The 19,178-nt window shown below is 30.0% G+C and carries 18 protein-coding genes and 1 pseudogene; all 19 read right to left on the bottom strand.

Features of this window, described 5'->3' with window-relative positions; genetic code table 11:
• Positions 1–265, bottom strand: a pseudogene (locus RR409_RS08050) (phosphate ABC transporter substrate-binding protein); the annotation flags it as partial.
• A 350-nt stretch (positions 266–615) separates the two neighbouring features.
• Positions 616–2,310: an ATP-binding protein gene (locus RR409_RS08045; RefSeq protein WP_332557225.1), complete on the bottom strand. Its 1,695-nt coding sequence runs from the start codon at positions 2,308–2,310 to the stop codon at positions 616–618.
• 13 nt (positions 2,311–2,323) lie between these two features.
• Positions 2,324–3,031: a response regulator transcription factor gene (locus RR409_RS08040; RefSeq protein ID WP_332557219.1), complete on the bottom strand. Its 708-nt coding sequence runs from the start codon at positions 3,029–3,031 to the stop codon at positions 2,324–2,326.
• Between the two features lie 154 nt (positions 3,032–3,185).
• Positions 3,186–3,908, bottom strand: coding sequence for a peptidoglycan editing factor PgeF (gene pgeF, locus RR409_RS08035; RefSeq protein ID WP_332557218.1), 723 nt, complete (start codon positions 3,906–3,908; stop codon positions 3,186–3,188).
• 219 nt (positions 3,909–4,127) lie between these two features.
• Positions 4,128–4,583 carry a transcriptional regulator NrdR gene (nrdR, locus tag RR409_RS08030; RefSeq protein WP_332557217.1) on the bottom strand — a complete coding sequence of 152 codons (456 nt, stop codon included), beginning with the start codon at positions 4,581–4,583 and terminating at the stop codon, positions 4,128–4,130.
• Positions 4,584–4,703: 120 nt separating this feature from the next.
• Complete coding sequence (locus tag RR409_RS08025; RefSeq protein WP_332557216.1) at positions 4,704–4,958, bottom strand: YlmC/YmxH family sporulation protein; 255 nt, start codon at positions 4,956–4,958, stop codon at positions 4,704–4,706.
• Positions 4,959–5,154: 196 nt separating this feature from the next.
• A complete protein-coding gene (sigG, locus tag RR409_RS08020) occupies positions 5,155–5,928 on the bottom strand; it encodes an RNA polymerase sporulation sigma factor SigG (protein WP_017414580.1) in 774 nt (257 codons plus the stop codon).
• Positions 5,929–6,003: 75 nt separating this feature from the next.
• Positions 6,004–6,753 (bottom strand): RNA polymerase sporulation sigma factor SigE, encoded by a 750-nt coding sequence (gene sigE / locus RR409_RS08015; protein WP_332557224.1) that lies wholly within the window; start codon positions 6,751–6,753, stop codon positions 6,004–6,006.
• 19 nt (positions 6,754–6,772) lie between these two features.
• The gene (gene spoIIGA, locus RR409_RS08010; RefSeq protein ID WP_332557215.1) at positions 6,773–7,576 is read right to left on the bottom strand and encodes a sigma-E processing peptidase SpoIIGA; all 804 of its coding nucleotides are present in this window, start codon (positions 7,574–7,576) and stop codon (positions 6,773–6,775) included.
• A 370-nt stretch (positions 7,577–7,946) separates the two neighbouring features.
• The gene (gene ftsZ / locus RR409_RS08005) at positions 7,947–9,044 is read right to left on the bottom strand and encodes a cell division protein FtsZ (RefSeq protein ID WP_332557214.1); all 1,098 of its coding nucleotides are present in this window, start codon (positions 9,042–9,044) and stop codon (positions 7,947–7,949) included.
• 15 nt (positions 9,045–9,059) lie between these two features.
• A complete protein-coding gene (gene ftsA / locus RR409_RS08000) occupies positions 9,060–10,307 on the bottom strand; it encodes a cell division protein FtsA (RefSeq protein WP_332557213.1) in 1,248 nt (415 codons plus the stop codon).
• A 538-nt stretch (positions 10,308–10,845) separates the two neighbouring features.
• Positions 10,846–11,901 carry a type IV pilus twitching motility protein PilT gene (locus tag RR409_RS07995; RefSeq protein WP_332557223.1) on the bottom strand — a complete coding sequence of 352 codons (1,056 nt, stop codon included), beginning with the start codon at positions 11,899–11,901 and terminating at the stop codon, positions 10,846–10,848.
• Positions 11,902–11,911: 10 nt separating this feature from the next.
• Entirely contained in the window at positions 11,912–12,685 is a 774-nt protein-coding gene (aroE, locus tag RR409_RS07990) for a shikimate dehydrogenase (RefSeq protein WP_332557212.1), read from the bottom strand.
• A gap of 72 nt (positions 12,686–12,757) precedes the next feature.
• Positions 12,758–13,471 (bottom strand): RNA polymerase sporulation sigma factor SigK, encoded by a 714-nt coding sequence (gene sigK / locus RR409_RS07985; RefSeq protein ID WP_332557211.1) that lies wholly within the window; start codon positions 13,469–13,471, stop codon positions 12,758–12,760.
• A gap of 261 nt (positions 13,472–13,732) precedes the next feature.
• Positions 13,733–15,412 (bottom strand): penicillin-binding transpeptidase domain-containing protein, encoded by a 1,680-nt coding sequence (locus tag RR409_RS07980; protein ID WP_332557210.1) that lies wholly within the window; start codon positions 15,410–15,412, stop codon positions 13,733–13,735.
• A gap of 60 nt (positions 15,413–15,472) precedes the next feature.
• Complete coding sequence (gene udk, locus RR409_RS07975) at positions 15,473–16,096, bottom strand: uridine kinase (RefSeq protein ID WP_332557209.1); 624 nt, start codon at positions 16,094–16,096, stop codon at positions 15,473–15,475.
• The gene (locus tag RR409_RS07970) at positions 16,096–17,322 is read right to left on the bottom strand and encodes a U32 family peptidase (protein WP_332557208.1); all 1,227 of its coding nucleotides are present in this window, start codon (positions 17,320–17,322) and stop codon (positions 16,096–16,098) included. The genes udk and RR409_RS07970 overlap by 1 nt, the downstream gene beginning before the upstream one ends.
• Complete coding sequence (locus RR409_RS07965) at positions 17,288–17,971, bottom strand: O-methyltransferase (protein WP_332557207.1); 684 nt, start codon at positions 17,969–17,971, stop codon at positions 17,288–17,290. The genes RR409_RS07970 and RR409_RS07965 overlap by 35 nt, the downstream gene beginning before the upstream one ends.
• Before the next feature lie 112 nt (positions 17,972–18,083).
• Positions 18,084–19,079: an endolytic transglycosylase MltG gene (gene mltG / locus RR409_RS07960; RefSeq protein ID WP_332557206.1), complete on the bottom strand. Its 996-nt coding sequence runs from the start codon at positions 19,077–19,079 to the stop codon at positions 18,084–18,086.
• Positions 19,080–19,178 lie beyond the last annotated feature (99 nt).

Here is a 19,178-nt window from a genome sequence, read left to right as displayed (position 1 = left end):
ACCCACCACCTGTTCCTGAAATTGCAACTGGTATTTGCACCTCAGGGTTCTCTTTATTAAACTCTTCTGCCATTGCTTCTGTTATTGGCCCTACAGTAGAGGATCCATCAGCTTGAATGGTTCCTGATAATTTTTCTGTTTGTGCTGCATTATTACCTGTATTGTTAGTTTCTCCACCATCTTTATTCCCACAACCTACAAAAACTCCTGCCATCATAGTAATCGCTAATGCTGATACCATAAGTTTTAAACTTTTTTTCTTCATTAAAAAATCCCTCCAATTTATATTAACTTAATTTGTTTTCATATTTTCCTTACAATACTATTTTAGTATGATTAATTTAAGCCTTGATTATGTCTTAGTTAAGTTATGAAAAATCCTTGTTAACTATTTTTAACAAATTACAAATAAATTTAATTGTTTATCAGGCTTCCTAACTTTCGTTGTATATGAAAGTATTTTTATTTTTGAAAAATACTCTCATATACAACTTAACGCTATCATAATAACTTTACTTAAATAAAACAACACTATAGCCAATACTAAAATTATCTTTGGCCATAGTGCTTTAAAATTGTTAATATATAGCTTTCACTGCTTTGTTTTTATCCCCATTAAACATATGGAATTTTAATAATGAACTTCGTTCCAATTCCAACTTTGCTTTCAACAGCAATTGTTCCTTTAAAACTTAATACAATATGCTTGACTATAGCTAATCCTAGTCCTGTTCCCCCTTTAGCTCTAGACCTAGCCTTATCAACTCTATAAAATCTTTCAAATAATCTTGGTATGTATTCCTCTGGAATTCCATTGCCAGTATCTTCTATAGTAATTACACAATGCTTTTTTTCAGCTTTCTTAGAAAGAATAACACTATCACCTGGTTCACAGTATTTTACTCCATTATCCACTAGATTTATTAACATTTGCTTAAATCTATCCTTATCTCCAATTAAATGTGGTACATCGTCTCCAACAATAGATAGTGTAATATTTTTTTTATCCGCTGTATTTTTAATTAAATTATAAACATCACATATTGACTTATTTACATCCACTTTTTCTTTTTTATTTTCTCTATGTTGCTCAATATCTGATAACAATAATATATCTGAAATTAACCTAGTAAGTCTTTCTGCTTCATCATTGATAATATTTAAAAACTTATCTCTAGTTTCCACGTCATCTACATATCTTAAGGTTTCTGCAAAACCCTTAATTGAAGTCAGAGGAGTTTTAAGCTCGTGAGTCACATTTGCTACGAATTCAGTTCTCACATTTTCTAATTTCTTAATTTCAGTAATATCCTGAATCACTGCTACAGCCCCAATATGTTGACTTCTATTAATGATATCTGCCGTCCTAACTCTAAGCTCCTTTAAATGTGGTCTAGAGATTCTTATTTCTGTGAATTCTGCATCTATCCCAGAAAAAATACTTGCCAAATCAAAATCTGTTGATACTTTGGATATGTTTTTCCCAACAACATCTTCTTCAATATTAAATATGTTTTTTGCGTAATTGTTAATAATAATTATTTTATTATTATTATCAATAGCAACTACTCCATTCTCCATACTTTGAAGTATAGCTGTTAGTCTATTCTGCTTTTCTTTAACTTCATTTAAAGTATTCTCTAGCTTATCGGCCATATAATTAAAGTTCATTCCAAGTTGCCCCAGTTCGTCCTGAGAGTTCACAATAACCCTTCTATTTAGTTCACCTTTTGCAATCATTGAGGTCATAGTGTCTAAATCCATAATAGGTTTAACAATAATATAAGAAAGTTTAACGGAAAGCCACAATGATATTAATAATATAGATAAAATAGCGATTAAATAATACACAATATAAGGACCACTTAATCTATGTACATCCATTAATGTTTTAGAAGTTCTAATTATAGTTCCATCATCAAGAATACTTGCATAGTAAATTGCATTAGCTTTACTATCTTTGCTATATCTAATGCTGTATCCCTCTCCTTGTTCTTTTGCTATAATTACTTCTTCCCTGTCATTATGATTATCTAAATCTTCGCTAGAAAAAGCTGTATCAAAAGCTACCTCTCCATACTTATCGATTAAAGTAACTCTTATTTCTTCCTCTTTCATCGTTTCAATCAGGTCATAAGTATGTTCTTTATCATTTTTAACGGTATTTTTTAAGAATTCATTGTAAATCCTTAAGTTAGTCTTTGCGTTAACCTCATTTTGATAGCTATTTATTCCATAAAACAATAAGGTTATAAATAAAAATATAAAAATTAATGCTCCTAAAATATAGAGCATTAACTTTCTCTTCATACTAGCCTTAATTCTATTCCTCATGATCATCTCCATTATTAAATTTATATCCAATACCTCTTATAGTTTGGATATAGATAGGATTTTTATCATCACTTTCAATTTTTTGTCTAAGGTGTCTAACATGCACATCAACTGTTCTTGTTTCTCCAACATATTCATAGCCCCAAATTTTATCTAGAAGAAAATCTCTTGTCATCACTCTTCCCTTATTTTTTATTAGTATTTCAAGAAGTTCAAATTCCTTAAGAGTAAGCTCAATCTTTTCTCCATCCTTTTTAATTTCATGCTTACGAAAATCTATAGCTATATCACCAAACTTATAGTCATTCTCCTCATATTTTACAGTGGTTCTTCTAAGAATGGCTTTTACCCTTGCAAGTAATTCCCTCACTGAAAAAGGCTTAGTAATATAATCATCAGCACCTAATTCCAATCCTAAAATTTTATCAAGTTCTTCGCCTCTTGCCGTAATCATAATTATTGGCATATTAGAAATAGCAGTTTCTCTTCTGATTGCTTTACAAACCTCTAATCCATCCATACCAGGAATCATTAAATCTAAAAGAACTAAATCAGGTTGTTGTTCTTTTGCTATTTCAAAGGCATCTTTGCCATTATCAGCAGTAATAACCTCGTAGTTATTTTTTTCTAGATTAAATTTAATTAACTCTTGAATATGCTCCTCATCATCTACTACTAAAATTTTTTTTTCGCTCATTATAATTCCTCCATTGACTCTAAAATAAATAGTAAAAATACCAATACACTTCAAAAATCACTCGGTAAATTTACTCTAATGCTTCTATCATACGATCTTTATCTATATACGCATTATAAACTTATATAGTTGAAAATTATTTTTTCAATATGTGTTATTTCATATATACAAAGGAATACATTCTTCCTTCTTTTTCCTCTTCTCTTCTATAGGAGAAGAAAGTTAAATCCTTGCTACAAAATGTACACTGCCTTGTGAAATTTATATTTTCTTCCTTTACGTTTTCATTTAAAAGTTCTATTTTAATACACTTTTCCAAACTTAACATTCTTCCCTGACTTATTTTTCCTTTGAATAGGGGATTAGTGTTAAATTTATGGATAAGCTCTTCGCTAACTTCATAACAACATTCCCTATTATGAGGCCCTATATATATTTTCATTTCCTCTGGATTACAATTATAAGTTTCCTTCATCATATTAACTGTTTTGCCAACAATATTATCATAAGTACCTCTCCACCCACTGTGCACTGCAGAAATAATTCTTTTTGCTTTATCCACTAAAATTACAGGTACACAATCTGCAGTAAACACTCCAATAGCAGTATTTGTGTTACTAGTTATAATTCCATCACCTTCGCTGTTTATTACTTCTTTATTATTTTCGAAAATATGAACAATGGCACTGTGGATTTGATTTAAATAGACAATCTTTTCTACATTAAACCACTTCTTTATTTTATTTAAATTTTCTTGTCCTTTTTCTGTCCTTCTATTAAAAGTTAATCCATTTTCAGCAGTAAAAAACACAACTTCAATGTCATCTCCACATTCATAACTTATATACTTATAATCTTCAATTGACTTTTTTTTCATACATACCCTCCACTTTTCAATTCAATCATACAATAGAATCCTTTTATAATCCACTCTCTAGTATAGTTTTAACCTTTATTTAACATAAATTTACAAGTCATAGTCTTTAATAATTTACCAATATCACCTATAATTAAATACATTATCCTTTAATAATAACTAATATCCAAGTAGATTTTAATTATAAATATAAAAAAACAAGTAAAATGTATAAACATTTTACTTCTCTTTAATTAATCTTTTTATTTCTTCCATGAAGCTATTGATATCATCAAATTTTCTATACACTGAAGCAAATCTTACATATGCCACTTCATCCACAGCCTTTAATTTTTCTAGAATCATTTCTCCAACCTTTTCCGAACTAACTTCCGTAATCATGTTATTATTAAGAGTTTTTTCAATACTTTCTACTATTTCTTCAATCTTAGCACGAGTTACTGGCCTTTTTTCACAAGCCCTCATAATACCACTTATTACCTTGTCTCTATTAAATAACTCTCGAGTTAAATCTCTTTTAATAATAAAAATGGATATATCCTCTATCTTTTCATAAGTAGTGTATCTTCTATTACAACTAAGACATTCTCTTCTTCTTCTAATAGCAATATTGTCTTCTATAGATCTGGAATCAACTACTTTACTTTCTTCTCCATTACAATATGGACACTTCAACGATGTTCACACCCTTTTTAATTATTTTACTTTAATTATACACATAAATTATAAACTTAGTATATAAATAACTAAAAGTAAAATCAACTACTTGAAAGAAAGAGCACAAATTTAATCTTATTATGATTCTATAATACCTTCACCATCAATTAAGATAACATCTACACCAATCTTTTTAATTTTTTCCCACGGTATTTCCATATCCTCATTTTTTGAAAACCATCCTGTTTTTTCTGTTGGTAATATTATTGCTTCTACCTTATAAGATTCACAATTTATCTTAAAGTCTTTTATATAGCCTAATTTACTTCCTGTATTAATATCGATTATCTCCATAACTCTTAAACTATTAATTGCAAACATTGTGCTTTCCATTTTACCCCTCCACCTTATATTTAATTCATCATAATGTATAATATATTCAACTTATATGACTAAATCAAAGAATTTAGAACTAAAAAAGAGCCCGCAGGCTCTTTAAATAATTAGCAAATTAGTTTAGTTTAATAACTTCAGAAACCCTATGTAGCTTCTTTCATAAAGAATGAAAGATTTCCCCTTTCAATTGTCATTAAACATATTTTCGCATGTGCTTTAAAGCTGTTTTTTCTAATCTAGAAACTTGTGCTTGAGATATTCCAATTTCATCTGCTACTTCCATTTGAGTCCTTCCATCAAAGAACCGTAAGTTTAAAATAAGTTTTTCTCTGTCACTTAATTTTTTCATTGCTTCTTTAATTGATATATTTTCAAGCCAACTATCATCTAAATTTTTATTATCACTTATTTGATCCATTACATAAATTGCATCTCCACCATCATGGTATATAGGTTCAAATAAAGATACTGGATCTTGAATTGCATCTAAAGCAAAAACTACTTCTTCACGAGATATCTGAAGTTCATTAGCAATTTGGGATACTGTAGGTTCTTTATTATCCTTGTTTACTAATCTGTCTCTTACTTGTAGCGCTTTATAAGCAATATCTCTTAAAGATCTACTAACTCTGATGGAGTTATTATCTCTTAAATATCTTCGGATTTCACCTATAATCATTGGTACAGCATAAGTTGAAAACTTAACATTTTGCCCTAAATCAAAGTTATCAATAGCCTTAATAAGTCCAATGCATCCAACTTGAAATAAGTCATCTACATTCTCTCCCCTATTATTGAATCTTTGAATTACGCTCAATACTAACCTAAGGTTGCCCCTTATGAATTGTTCCCTACAGGTATAATCCCCTTCTTTCATTTTAAGTAGCAGCTCTCTCATTTCTTTTTCTTTTAAAACTGGTAGCTTAGATGTGTTTACACCACAGATTTCTACTTTGTTTATCATCATAAGGTCTTCATTCCCTTCAGAGTAATTGCATTTTAATTATCTCCTGATGTAAAAACTTTTATACTAAAGACAACCTTACAACATTTTATTAATTTCTTTCTTCAACCTTTTAATTATTCTTTTTTCTAATCTAGATATATAGGATTGAGATATACCAAGCATGTCAGCTACTTCCTTTTGAGTTTTTTCTTGAAAGCCATTTAACCCAAATCTTAACTGTACAATTTCTTTTTCTCTATCATTTAATCTGCTCATAGCAATTACTAGAAGTTGCTTGTCTACTTCATCCTCAATTAAATTGTAAACCACATCACTATCTGTACCTAAGATATCAGATAATAGCAACTCATTTCCATCCCAATCAATGTTCAATGGTTCATAAAAAGATATCTCCGTCTTTGTTTTACTATTTCTTCTTAGATACATTAAAATTTCATTTTCAATACATCTGGAAGCATAGGTTGCAAGCTTTATTTTCTTTTCAGGATCAAAGGTATTTACTGCCTTTATAAGTCCAATAGTTCCGACAGAAATTAGATCCTCTACATTGACTCCTGTATTTTCAAACTTACGAGCTATATATACAACTAATCTTAGATTTCTCTCAATAAGTGTAGCCCTAATACTTTCATCCCCTAGTACTAAATCCTGAACCAGCTTGTCCTCTTCTTCTTTTGAAAGAGGTGGGGGCAAGGCATCATTTCCACCAATATAATAAATGTTTCCAGCAAAAATTTTAAATTTACTTAAAACCTTACTTATATGACTAGGAATGGCTTTTAATAAATTAATAGCTTTTTCTATGATTTCTCTTATTTTTCTCATAATCATCACAATCCCCCCACTATTCTAATATTCCTCTTGGTAAGAGCCCATTATAATCGTTATACTTACTCAATTTCTTATCACAAAATGCGATTATAGCACTTTCTTCTCTGGTTATATCATTTATAGTAATCTTTACATTATCTGGCTTTATACCTATTAATTTCCCCTGCTGCCCACTAACTACTGAATATGGTATATGATATATAGAATATCCCTCTAAGTTAATCTTATGGAAATATTCCATTTCAACAATTATTACTGGTAAATTTGTTGCTGGTTCCCTTAATTCATTACCAGTATCTAAAAAGGCTTTAAGTGAAGTTTTTACTTCCTTAGTGTAAATTTCAATATCATAAATAAAACTATGAAGCTTTTTTCGATCCCTTGTGTAATTAACCATTCTTTGAATAACTATATAGATTATCATAATACTTATATATGTATTTTTAGATGAGAAACTATATATTGTAGTATTTGGTGTTAAATTTGGACTTTCACTTAATGCACTATAAAAAGCTAATCCTCCTAACAACATAGTGTAAAAAATTAAAATCAAAGTGCTTTTTAACAAAAACATTATATTTTTTTGATTTACAGCTATAAACACCATAACTAGTGCCACAATTAACTTAAAAGGAGTAGTAGCTAAATAAGCATATTTAGGTGATAACATTGGAATTACATAGAGACTACCAACAAGGGCACCTATGGATAACCTAATAATACTTACTCTCTTTTTTATGGTTTGTAGAGTTATGGTTAATAAAAATATGTTTACAATAAAGTTCTGGAATAATAATGCATCTAAATATATAACCATACTTACTCCTCCTTTACTATATTATAACTGTTAAATTTAGTAAAATTTGTAAAATCATATTGTAAAATTCAATTTTATTCATTAAATTTTACGTCATTTTACGATTTATTTCTTAAATATTTTTATGTCCCATAATCTTTTTTCTTAGCAGGAGACAATTTCATTCTACAAAATAAACCTGTATAAAAGTCACTGACAGCACTGTTAAATCAATGCAAATTTTATGGGTTTTAATGGAACAAATTAAATTCTACAAAAAAACAGTTATAAGTTTGAAAACTTATAACTGTTTTTATTTTAATACTCACATTAAAAACTATTTAACTTTGAAAAACTTTATGAATCATATTAGTGCTTTAATTCTATTATACTATCTCATATTTTTTCTAAGCCAAGTTGGAACCGAAAAGTCCTCTTCTTGCTTAACCTGCTCCGGCTCTTTTGTTGCAGCTACCTCATTATGGATTACTTCTCTTCTTGGTAATTCTACTTTCGTAGGTTCTTTAGCAGCCTTATCACACTCAAAGCCTGTAGCAATTACAGTAATTCTAATTTCATCCTTTAAACTTTCATCAATAACTGCTCCAAAAATTATGTTTGCATCTGGATCTGCAGCTTCTTGTACTATTTGAGCAGCATCACTGATTTCTAATAATGAAAGATCGGATCCACCAGTGACGTTTAATAACACTCCAGTAGCTCCAATAATTGAAGTTTCAAGTAATGGACTTGCAATAGCTTGCTTTGCAGCCTCTTGAGCTCTGTTATCACCTTTTCCAGTACCTACACCCATATGCGCAAGTCCTTTGTCTAACATAATTGTGCTAATATCCGCAAAGTCAAGATTAATTAATCCTGGAATAGTAATAAGATCAGAAATACCTTGAACACCTTGTTTTAAAACATCATCTGCTTTTTTAAAGGAGTCTACTAATGTAGTCTTCTTATCCACTATTGATAATAACCTTTCATTTGGTATAGTTACTAAAGTATCTACGGATTCTTTAAGGGCTTTAATACCAGTTTCTGCATGAATCATTCTTTTTCTGCCTTCGAATGGAAAAGGCTTTGTTACAACTCCAACAGTTAATATTCCCATAGATTTAGCTATCTCTGCAACTACTGGAGCAGCTCCAGTACCTGTTCCACCACCCATACCAGCGGTAATAAACACCATATCTGAGCCCTTAAGAGCTTGCACTATTTCTTCCTTGCTCTCTTCAGCCGCTTTTCTTCCAATCTCAGGATTTGCTCCTGCACCTAAACCTCTAGTAAGTTTGTCACCTAATTGGATTTTTAATGCAGCTTTAGAAATAGCTAAAGCCTGTTTATCAGTATTTATACCAATAAACTCAACATTTTTTAATCCTTCTTCAATCATTCTATTTACAGCGTTGTTTCCACCGCCACCACAACCAATAACTTTAATTTTACATAAGTCTTTATCTTGAAAATCAAAATCTATCACAGTACTACCTCCTCATTAGAACAATTCTGCTAAAAACTGTTTTATTTTAGTTGAAAATGTCATTTTATCCTTGTTTCTTTGTGTTTTATTTATCATTGAATTATTAATTTCGGTACTCATTATCTCATTGCTAATTTCATTCATAAGTATAACTTCTTTAATTATCCCAGTTGCAGTAGAGTAAATAGGATTAGCTGCACCCACATAAGACGGGGATCCAACTCTAGTTGGTTTCTCAAAAATTTCTGTTGCAACTACATTAATATCCCTAAATAAGGCTACTCCCCCACCTACAATAACGAAAGAATTTATATCCTTATAGTTACCATCTTCTACTAGTTTTCTTTTTATAATATTTAATAATTCTTTTACTCTCTCACCTATAATTTCAACTAAAGTATCATAGTTAATATCTATTAAGCCGTTACCGACTGTAGAATTAATTTTGATTCTATAGCTTTCCATAGATTTGTCTTTTATTAAATTACTACATTTTATTTTTAGGTTCTCTGCGTCCTCTCTAGGCACCCTTAGGCAAATTGAAATATCATTGGTTATAGTTTCTCCGCCTAAAGCTATAGAAAACACATTTAAAATTCTGTTGTTTTTATAAACAGAAACTTCAACAACCTCAGTTCCTACATCAATAAGGGCTACGCCACTATCTATTTCGTCTTCTTCAAGAATATCCTTATATATACCTAGTGAATTAACTACTATGCCGTTTACTTCAATCCCTGCTTTTTTTACAGCTTTTTTATAACCTTCAATCATAGCCGATGAGGCAATTACCACCTGGGCTTCTACTAACAACTCTTCTCCCTTAATACCTATTGGATTAGTTATGTTGCTCATCCCATCCACGATAAACATCTCAGGTTGTACAGAGACAACTTCTTTGTCGTCTTCTATTTCCATTAATTTTACAGCTTCGTATACATTTCTTACATCTGAAATTTGAATTTCTCCATTTGGTGAAGATACAGAAACAGCTCTTCTATTTTTTGTCAATTCACATAGTGAAATTGGTATAGATATAAAAGCATCTTTAATAGGCATGTCCACTATATTCTCTAAGCTTTTTAAGACTTCTGTTATAGCATAAGAAGTTGAATTCACATCTATTACTATACCACCTTTAACACCATTACACTTAGAAGTAGTAATTCCTAAAATTTGAACTTTATTATCATTATCTACTTTTCCAACAACACCACATACCTTAGATGAGCTAATATCAATCCCAACAACATAATTGCTCATTTAAACTGTTCCTCCTTTGAGAGATGTCTCAAAAGAATATATTCAACAAAAAATTCAAATTTCCTCCAAATTTTCTGATTTTTTAAAGAAATATTTATAAAATCTCGATGAAACTTTTACCAGTTCCTTTTTTGTTTATGTAAAATTAAATAAAAACCTTGAATTCATTTCATTTAGCGACATTTGAAAAGTTAAAACTCTTACCATATGTAATATTAAAGTAATTCTATGTAAAATAACCTTTACCATATTATATTTACCCTCAAAGTTGTTGAAACAAATAATTTTGATACTTATTTTATATAAACAAATAATAAAAATTTCATGTTTGTGAAAATTTTATTATTATATAGAGGAAATTTAAAAATATATTCTTTTTATTTAAGTATAAAACCTTGTTAAAAAAAATGCAATAATAAAAACTTTACTGGGAAATAATTTTTATCATTTCACAGATATTCATGACATATAAACAACCTATTCAGCTTCAAAAAAGCGACAAAGTCGCTTTTACCAATATATAGTGATTTTTATTTAATTAAAACTGAATCATTCTGCTTAAAATTTCTTTATCAACAGAATAAGTGAATGCAGTGTCTTTAGAAATTTCTCCTTTTTTATAGAGGTCTGTTATAGCCATATCCATTGTCTTCATGCCATATTTTCCACCTGTTTGTACTGCTGATTCTATTTGATGTGTTTTTCCCTCTCTTATGAGATTCTGAATAGCAGGAGTTATGGTCATAATTTCTAGTGCTGCTACTCTTCCATCATCATTAACCTTAGGTAGTAACTGCTGAGAAACAATTCCTTGAAGAACTGCTGCCAGCTGTATTTTTATTTGTTGCTGTTGATATGGTGGAAATACATCTACTATTCTATCTATAGTTTTAGCTGCTCCAATAGTATGAAGTGTAGATAAAACTAAATGACCAGTTTCTGCTGCAGTAATGGCAATAGAAATAGTTTCTAAATCTCTCATCTCTCCAACTAGTATAACATCAGGGTCTTCTCTTAATATGGCTCTTAAGGCATTTTGATAACTTTTACTATCCTTGCCTATTTCCCTTTGATTAACGATGGATTTATTATGCTTATGTAAATACTCAATTGGATCCTCTAAAGTAATAACATGTGCACTTCTGTTAGTGTTTATTTCATTAATCATAGCCGCTAAGGTAGTACTCTTTCCACTACCTGTAGGTCCTGTTACGAGTACTAGTCCCCTTTGTTTGTTAGTAATTTCCTTCAGTGAAGCTGGAAAATCTAATTCCTTTAGAGTCGGCACTTTAAGAGCTACTACTCTAAGAGCTATAGCATCTCCACCTCTTTGCTTATATACATTAACTCTAAACCTTCCTAAACCTGAAATTGAATAGGAGGTATCCATTTCTCCAATGGACAGATATTCCTCATAATTCTCCCCTAAAATCTCTTTTGCATATTTTTCAGTGTCTCCAGGTAAAAGTTTATCCATACTTATTGGAGCTAAATGGCCGTTAACCCTCAATGTTGGAGGTGCGCCTACAGTTAAGTGTAAGTCTGATGCATTTTCTTTCATTGTTATTTCTAATAATTCTTGTAATAGCAAAATTGAACCTCCTTTATAATTCCTCTTCAATGTTTTCGTGCCAAATTTTAATAGCTTTATATGCTTGATTAAAAAGCATGTCCTTACCATTAATAATTCTACATCCAAGTTCTTCTCCCCTCTGTAGAAATATGGACCTTTCTGGCACATAATTTAAGTCATAAAATAAAGTATTTTTCTTAGCACTAATTATTCTAATTGGATTATCTTCTATATAATTAGCTCCTCCAATTGGCGTACAATTTATTACTATATCATATTCCTCCAATTGGAAATCTTTCTGAAAGCTCCATGTATTACTAATTAGATCTCTATGTTCCCACATAGTCTCTTTATTCCTAACCACTAAATCTAAGGTTGCGGCTCCACTGTTATGAAGGGCGTAAAGCACAGCTTTAGCAGCTCCTCCCCCCCCAAGAATTAAGGCTCTACTTCCCTTAATATCAAAATTAATATCTTCTAAAGTCTTTAGAAATCCATAATAATCAGTGTTATATCCGATAAGCTTGTTATCTTTTATTGCTATTGTATTTACAGCTCCAATAGATTTCGCAGTAAAATCTAAGTCATCTAAATAGGTGATTATATATTCTTTATAGGGTATCGTAACATTTAGACCTACTATGTTATTCTTTTCAAGACTACAAATAAAACCTTCAATTTGATTTTTCTCTATGTCAAATATCCTATATTCTAGATTCAGGTTATGCTTTTCATAATATTCATTATGAATAAGAGGTGATATAGAGTATTTGATGGATTTTCCAAGTAATCCACTATATCTCATTATATCACCTCCTTCATTTTAAATGTTAAATTATTTGTAGTAATATATTAATTGTAGCGACCTTATAGAGTTTTAGCAAGGTGGGTAGCTAGAATTATTACTTAGCTCCTTGAAAAGTTTTTTCAATGCTCGTTTCTCGATTCTTGACACGTAAGACCTAGATATGCCTAATATCTTTGCAATCTCCCTTTGAGTTTTTGCATTACCATCAATTAAACCATATCTCATTTCAATTATAACCTTTTCCCTGTCTTGAAGCACTGTATTTATTTTACTATAAAGTTTCCTAACCTGAATCTTATTCTCAACTATTTCTACAACAGAATCTCTGTCGCTACTTAAAATATCCATAAGGGATATCTCATTACCCTCTTTGTCTATGCCAATTGGGTCTTGTAAATAAACTTCTCCCTTAGTTTTTTTGTTGTTTCGTATCAACATTAATATTTCATTTTCAATACATCTTGCTGCATACGTCGCAAGCCTAGTTCCCTTGGAACTATCAAAAGAATCGATAGCTTTGATTAAGCCTACAGTGCCAATAGAAATCAAATCATCAACTTCTTTACCTGGAAAAGAGTATTTTTTCACTATATGTGCTACTAATCTTAAGTTTCTCTCCACTAAGACATTCTTAGATTTAAGATCTCCTTCCTTAAATTTGCTTAAGTATACTCTTTCTTCTTCCTCTGTTAATGGTTGTGGAAATGAACTATTGCCCGAAACATATCCCGTTAGTAGTGTAAATTGTCCAATCACATTTAACAACCAACTAAAGAAAAACATAGATGTTCCCCCTAAAAGTGCTTATTAATATAATATGATTGGAAATTAAAAAAGTGCATGTACTATAAATTATTTTCCATAAAAATTCTCTTCATAATGTGTCATGAATTTACTTTATAATCATTATATTAACAAATATAAATAAGACACCCTTATCTTTTTTTGAGTTAATAATTCCAGTAATTATTAACTTTCCAATATAATATATTTTAGATTAAATAAATATATTACACTACAAAAATAAAGGTGCCAATTATTTAGTTACTTTAAATACTTATTCTCTATGATCCCTTCTACTATATCTTTAAAAACATAGGCTGCAGTACCTCCACCAGCATCTTTTTCTAAGATCTCTGGGATAAATACCACCATAGAATAATATTTATTGTTATACTTAAAGAAACCAGCAAACCAACCATCAGAGCACTCAATATCTTTATTGTCCTTATCTTTAATCCAGTACTCAGTAGTTCCTGTTTTACCGCCTACTTCTACACCTTCTATTTTTGCTTTTTTCCCTGTACCTAATTCATTATTAACTACCTCTATCATAGCATTTTTCAAAGTTGCTGCTGTACTTTTATAAAGTACTTTTTCACTTTCATTCTCATATTCCTTAATTAAAGTTCCATCTTCCTTTACAATGCTATCCATAATTCTAGGTTTTACATAAGTACCATTATTAACTACTGTGTTTGGGATAGTTAACGCTTCAAGAGGTGTTGCTCTTACTGTTTGCCCTATAGAAGTATTAGTTATTATTTCGCTGCTGTTTTTTGTATCTATTCCTTCAATCTTTCCAGCTTTTTCATCTTGGAGGTTTAAAACTTTAGAAAAAATTCCTTGTGCTTTTGAATATTTAAATATATTTTCTAGTCCAACTCTCCATCCAATTTGCGCAAAAGTATTATTAGAAGAGCTTATAAATGCTTCGTCAATATTATAACTTTGCATTTTTTCTTTACTTTTAGGAAATAATCCATTGATAATTTTAAAGGTTTCTTTAGTATCTACAATATTTTCATCTAAAGCAGCTTCATACACTAGTGTTTTAAAAATAGATCCTACATAAAATCCGGTTTCACTAGGAACTCCGATATTAACGTTATTTCCGTAATCATCCTTAAGAGCCATTGATAGAATTCTGCCACTTTCGGCTTCCATCATCACTATTCCAATTTGTTCACAATCTTTATATTCTTCCTTTCTGAGAACTTTTTCCGAAAGTTCTTGGATTTCCTTATCTATAGTTAACTTAACATTAACATTTTCTTTATTCTTTATAACCTCTTCGTCAATTATATTTCCACTAACATCCTTCTCAAATCTTATTTTTTCATATTTGTTATCTTTTACATATTCATATATTTCTCTTTCTAAAGTTCCTTCATCCTTAAGCTTTGAGCTATCTGAATTTTTTACACCACGGGATAGTATATTTCTTATATTTGAATTAATTGTCTTATCTGCTTCGTCACTTTCATATATAAAAAAGCCCTTAATATTTTTAACTTCTTTTAATTTCTCATAAGTTGTTTGATCTATAGGATAATACTTTTTTTCATTCTGTGAATATCTTATTAGGGTTAAGTCATAGTCTTTATTATAACTGCGAAGAATATAGGTTAATAATTGCATATCTTTTAGATTTTCTTCGTTATTCATTGATATGAAACTATTTACATCTATTACTGCATAATATTTTTTCTCATAATTGTATAAATCTTCACCCTTTCTATCCAAAAGTTTGAAGGGCATATTTTTTATACTTTCTTCGTAATAATATTGTCTGTTAGCCATTGTTTCAAGACTGCTTTTATTATATAACTGAACATACCCAAGTCTTGTTATTAATATAAGAAAAATAACTGTTAAAATCATAGCTACACAATATGTTCTATTAATTATTCCGCGTTTATTGCCTCTCAGATTAAAACCCATAAAAAAACACCTCACTCTAGTGTAATCTTTGACTAAAGTGAGGCATTATATTCCATTATTTTATTCACCTTGAAGTATTTGCTTAATGTTTGCTGTTATGATATCAATAGCAACTTTATTATGTCCACCCTCTGGTATTATTATATCTGCATATCTTTTTGTGTTTTCAGTAAATTGTTCATGCATCGGTTTAACCACCGTAAGGTATTGAGTTATAACTGAATCACTAGTTCTTCCTCTTTCATTCATATCTCTTACTAATCTTCTTATAAATCTTACATCAGCATCAGTATCCACATAGATTTTAATATCTAACATGTCTCTGAGCTCTTTTTCTTGAAGAACTAAAATTCCCTCTACGATAATAATTTCTCTTGGTTCTACTAAAACAGTTTCACTCTTTCTGTTATGAATTTCGAAATCATAAATAGGCTTATATATTGATTTACCTTGAATTAAATGATTTAGCTGTTCTACAAGTAATGAAGTATCAAAAGCATCTGGATGATCATAATTGGTTTTTGTTCTCTCTTCGGGAGATAAATAACTTTGATCCTTGTAATATGAGTCTTGTTCAATCATAGCAATACAGTTTTCACTAAAGTTTCTATATATTTCCCTAGCAATAGTGCTTTTTCCAGAACCAGTCCCACCGGTAATGCCTATTAAAACTGGACGTTTCATTATTTATCCTCCTTGGCCTTAATCAAAATATCATTTTCTCGTAATTCCTCATCAACTGTTACGGTAAATAACATTTGAGCACTTGGTGCAGAAGGAATTTCTTGGCCTTTACTATCCTTCATGTTCTTTAAAGCTACTTCAATATTATCACCTACAGGTCTTAGAACTTCAACTATATCACCATCAAAAACTTTATTTCTTTGTTCTATAGTAGCAGTATTAGTTGAGGTGTCAAAATTCTTAACTACACCCACTATATCATATTTTCTTATATAGGCTGATGATTCCTGAACTTGCTTATTTGCCTCATCAAAATAAAATCCAGTGTAATACTTTCTATGGCTTGGCTTATCTAAGTCTTCTAGCCACTTTTGTTTAAACTTATATTCTGACGGATTTTTCATATACTCATCAATTGATTCTCTATATGCTTTAGCTACAGTAGCTACATAATAAGCACTTTTCATTCTGCCTTCAATTTTAAAAGAAACCACACCCGTATCCATAAGTTCTGGGATATGCTCTATCATGCATAGATCCTTTGAATTCATTATATAAGTACCATTATCATCTTCCATTATTGGATAGTATTCGCCCTCACGCTTTTCCTCAACTAAATGATATTTATATCTGCAAGGTTGAGCACATTCTCCTCTATTAGCATCTCTTCCAGTCATATAATTTGAAAGCAAACAACGACCAGAATAAGACATGCACATGGAACCATGAACAAATACTTCTAGCTCTAATGTATCTGGTACCTTCGCTCTAATTTCTTTTATTTCTTCTAAGGATAATTCTCTGGCTAAAACTATTCTTTTTACTCCCATTTTATGCCAAAATACGCAAGTTCTCCAGTTTACACTGTTTGCTTGAGTACTTAAATGTAATTCCAGATTTGGAGCTACTTCTCTAGCCGTCATAATTATTCCAGGATCAGAAACTATAACAGCATCTGCTCCAATTTCATAGAGTTCTATAAGATACTCTTCTAATCCCTCTAAATCTTCATTATGAGGAAATACATTTAGGGTAACATATACCTTTTTTCCTCTTGAATGAGCAAACTCTATGCCTTCTTTAAGTTCTTCATTAGTAAAGTTATTAGCAAAGGCTCTTAGATTTAATTTATTTCCACCTAAATAAACAGCATCAGCACCAAAGTTTATAGCTGTTTTGAGCTTTTCTAAACTACCTGCTGGTGCTAATAATTCTGGTTTTATCATTCTGGTTCCTCCTCACTGTTAACGCAATACCATCCCCCATAGGTAATATGGTAGTTACTAAGTTTTCATCCTTGGATACTATATCTAAATAATTTTTCATTCTTTTTACTATAGTAATTTTTCTTCTCTTTACTAGTTCTTTTGATGCTACCATTCCTCTAAATAATACGTTATCCGCAACTATAACCCCCTCTGGGCTTAAAAGTCTTAGACAATGTGGTAGAAAATGATTGTAATGTCCCTTACCTGCATCCATAAATATCATATCATAACTTTCTTCTAAGCTTTCTAAAATCTCTAAACAATCGCCTTGAAGAATACTTATGTTGTCTTCAAAATTATATTTTCTTAAGTTTTCTTTTGCAAAACTTATCATATTTTCATCTCTTTCAATGGTAGTAATTTTATTTACTCCACCAGAAGCTAAATTCATTAAAATGGAGGAATATCCTATGGCAGTACCTAACTCCAAAATCTTTTTAGGTTTCTTTAAGGTAACCATAAACTGAAGAAATTTTGCAGTTTCCTTTTGTACAATTGGCACTGCATTTTCAGTTGCAAAATCTTCAAGTTCTTTTAAGACTCCTATGCTATCTGGAATTAAGCTTCTTAAATACTCTTCCATATAATCATGTGTAATTCCACTCATTTATTATCCTCCATTATGAATTCAAAAATTATTTAAGACAAATTAATTTGTGGTTTTTATTGAAAATCAACAAAAACAAAGTAAATTATTTATCTTATTTTTTATATTGTGATTACTGATTTTTGTAATTTAAAAATTCATCATAAGTTTTAAAAAACTCATGATTTGTATTATCTTTTGTTATATAAAAAAGAAATTCTGAGCTTTCAGGAAAAATTGCAGCTTCTATAGAATCTTTACCAGGATTACATATTGCTCCAATAGGCATCCCTTCAACATAGTATGTATTGTATGGTGACTCAATCTCTAAGTCCTCATAAAGTAATACTTCCTTATGCTTTCCTTGAGCATATAGAACTGTTGCATCAATTTGAAGCTTCATTCCTATTTTAATTCTATTATCAATTACTGATGAAACTAAAAATTTTTCTTCTTTTAAGGTAACTTCTCTCTCTATTATAGAAGCCTTAATAGCTATTTCTTCTAGTTTATCTTTCTCAATTTTTATGTTTTTTTCTTTCTCTATGGCACTGATAACTTGTAAAAACCTATTGTGCATAATATCTATAATTTCTTTACCAGCGATACCTTCTTTAAATTTATAAGTATCTGGGAATAAAAATCCTTCTAAATTGTATCTCTTTTGATCTTCATTATCAATATACTCTGGCAATGAATATTCCTCACAAGCTTTTACAAACTCTTCTTTTTTTAATATTCCCTTTTCCTCTAAAGTAGTTCCTATCTGTTCAATAGTATACCCTTCAGGAATAGTTACATTAATACTTTTCTCACTTAAATTAGGATCTCCGAGTATTTGCACAAACTCTTCAATAGTTAGATTGGGAGAAACATTAAATTCTCCAGGTATAATTTTAGGACTTATATTATTTAGTTTTACATAAAGCTTAATTAATGTTGGATTTTTAATAACACCTTTGCTATTAAGTTCCTCTAATACATTGTAAAACGTATATCCTTCTTTAACTTCTACAACTATATCATCTTGTGATTTAAACGGATGAGATGTGGAAGTTTTATAGTAAAGCATGCCCCCCATGCCAATAATTAAAAATAATACTAAAACTATAATTATTGGTTTTTTCATAAAATCACCCCATATTATTTACTAACTAATTAACAAATTGATTTTATCTAACCTTTTTTGTAAGGAATTCTACTTCCATGAAGGTTTACTTTACAGAAG

The sequence above is a fragment of the Clostridium sp. genome, from assembly GCF_036642255.1.
Taxonomy (GTDB): Bacteria; Bacillota; Clostridia; order Clostridiales; family Clostridiaceae; genus Clostridium_J.
This window is presented reverse-complemented; position numbering and strand designations above follow the sequence as displayed.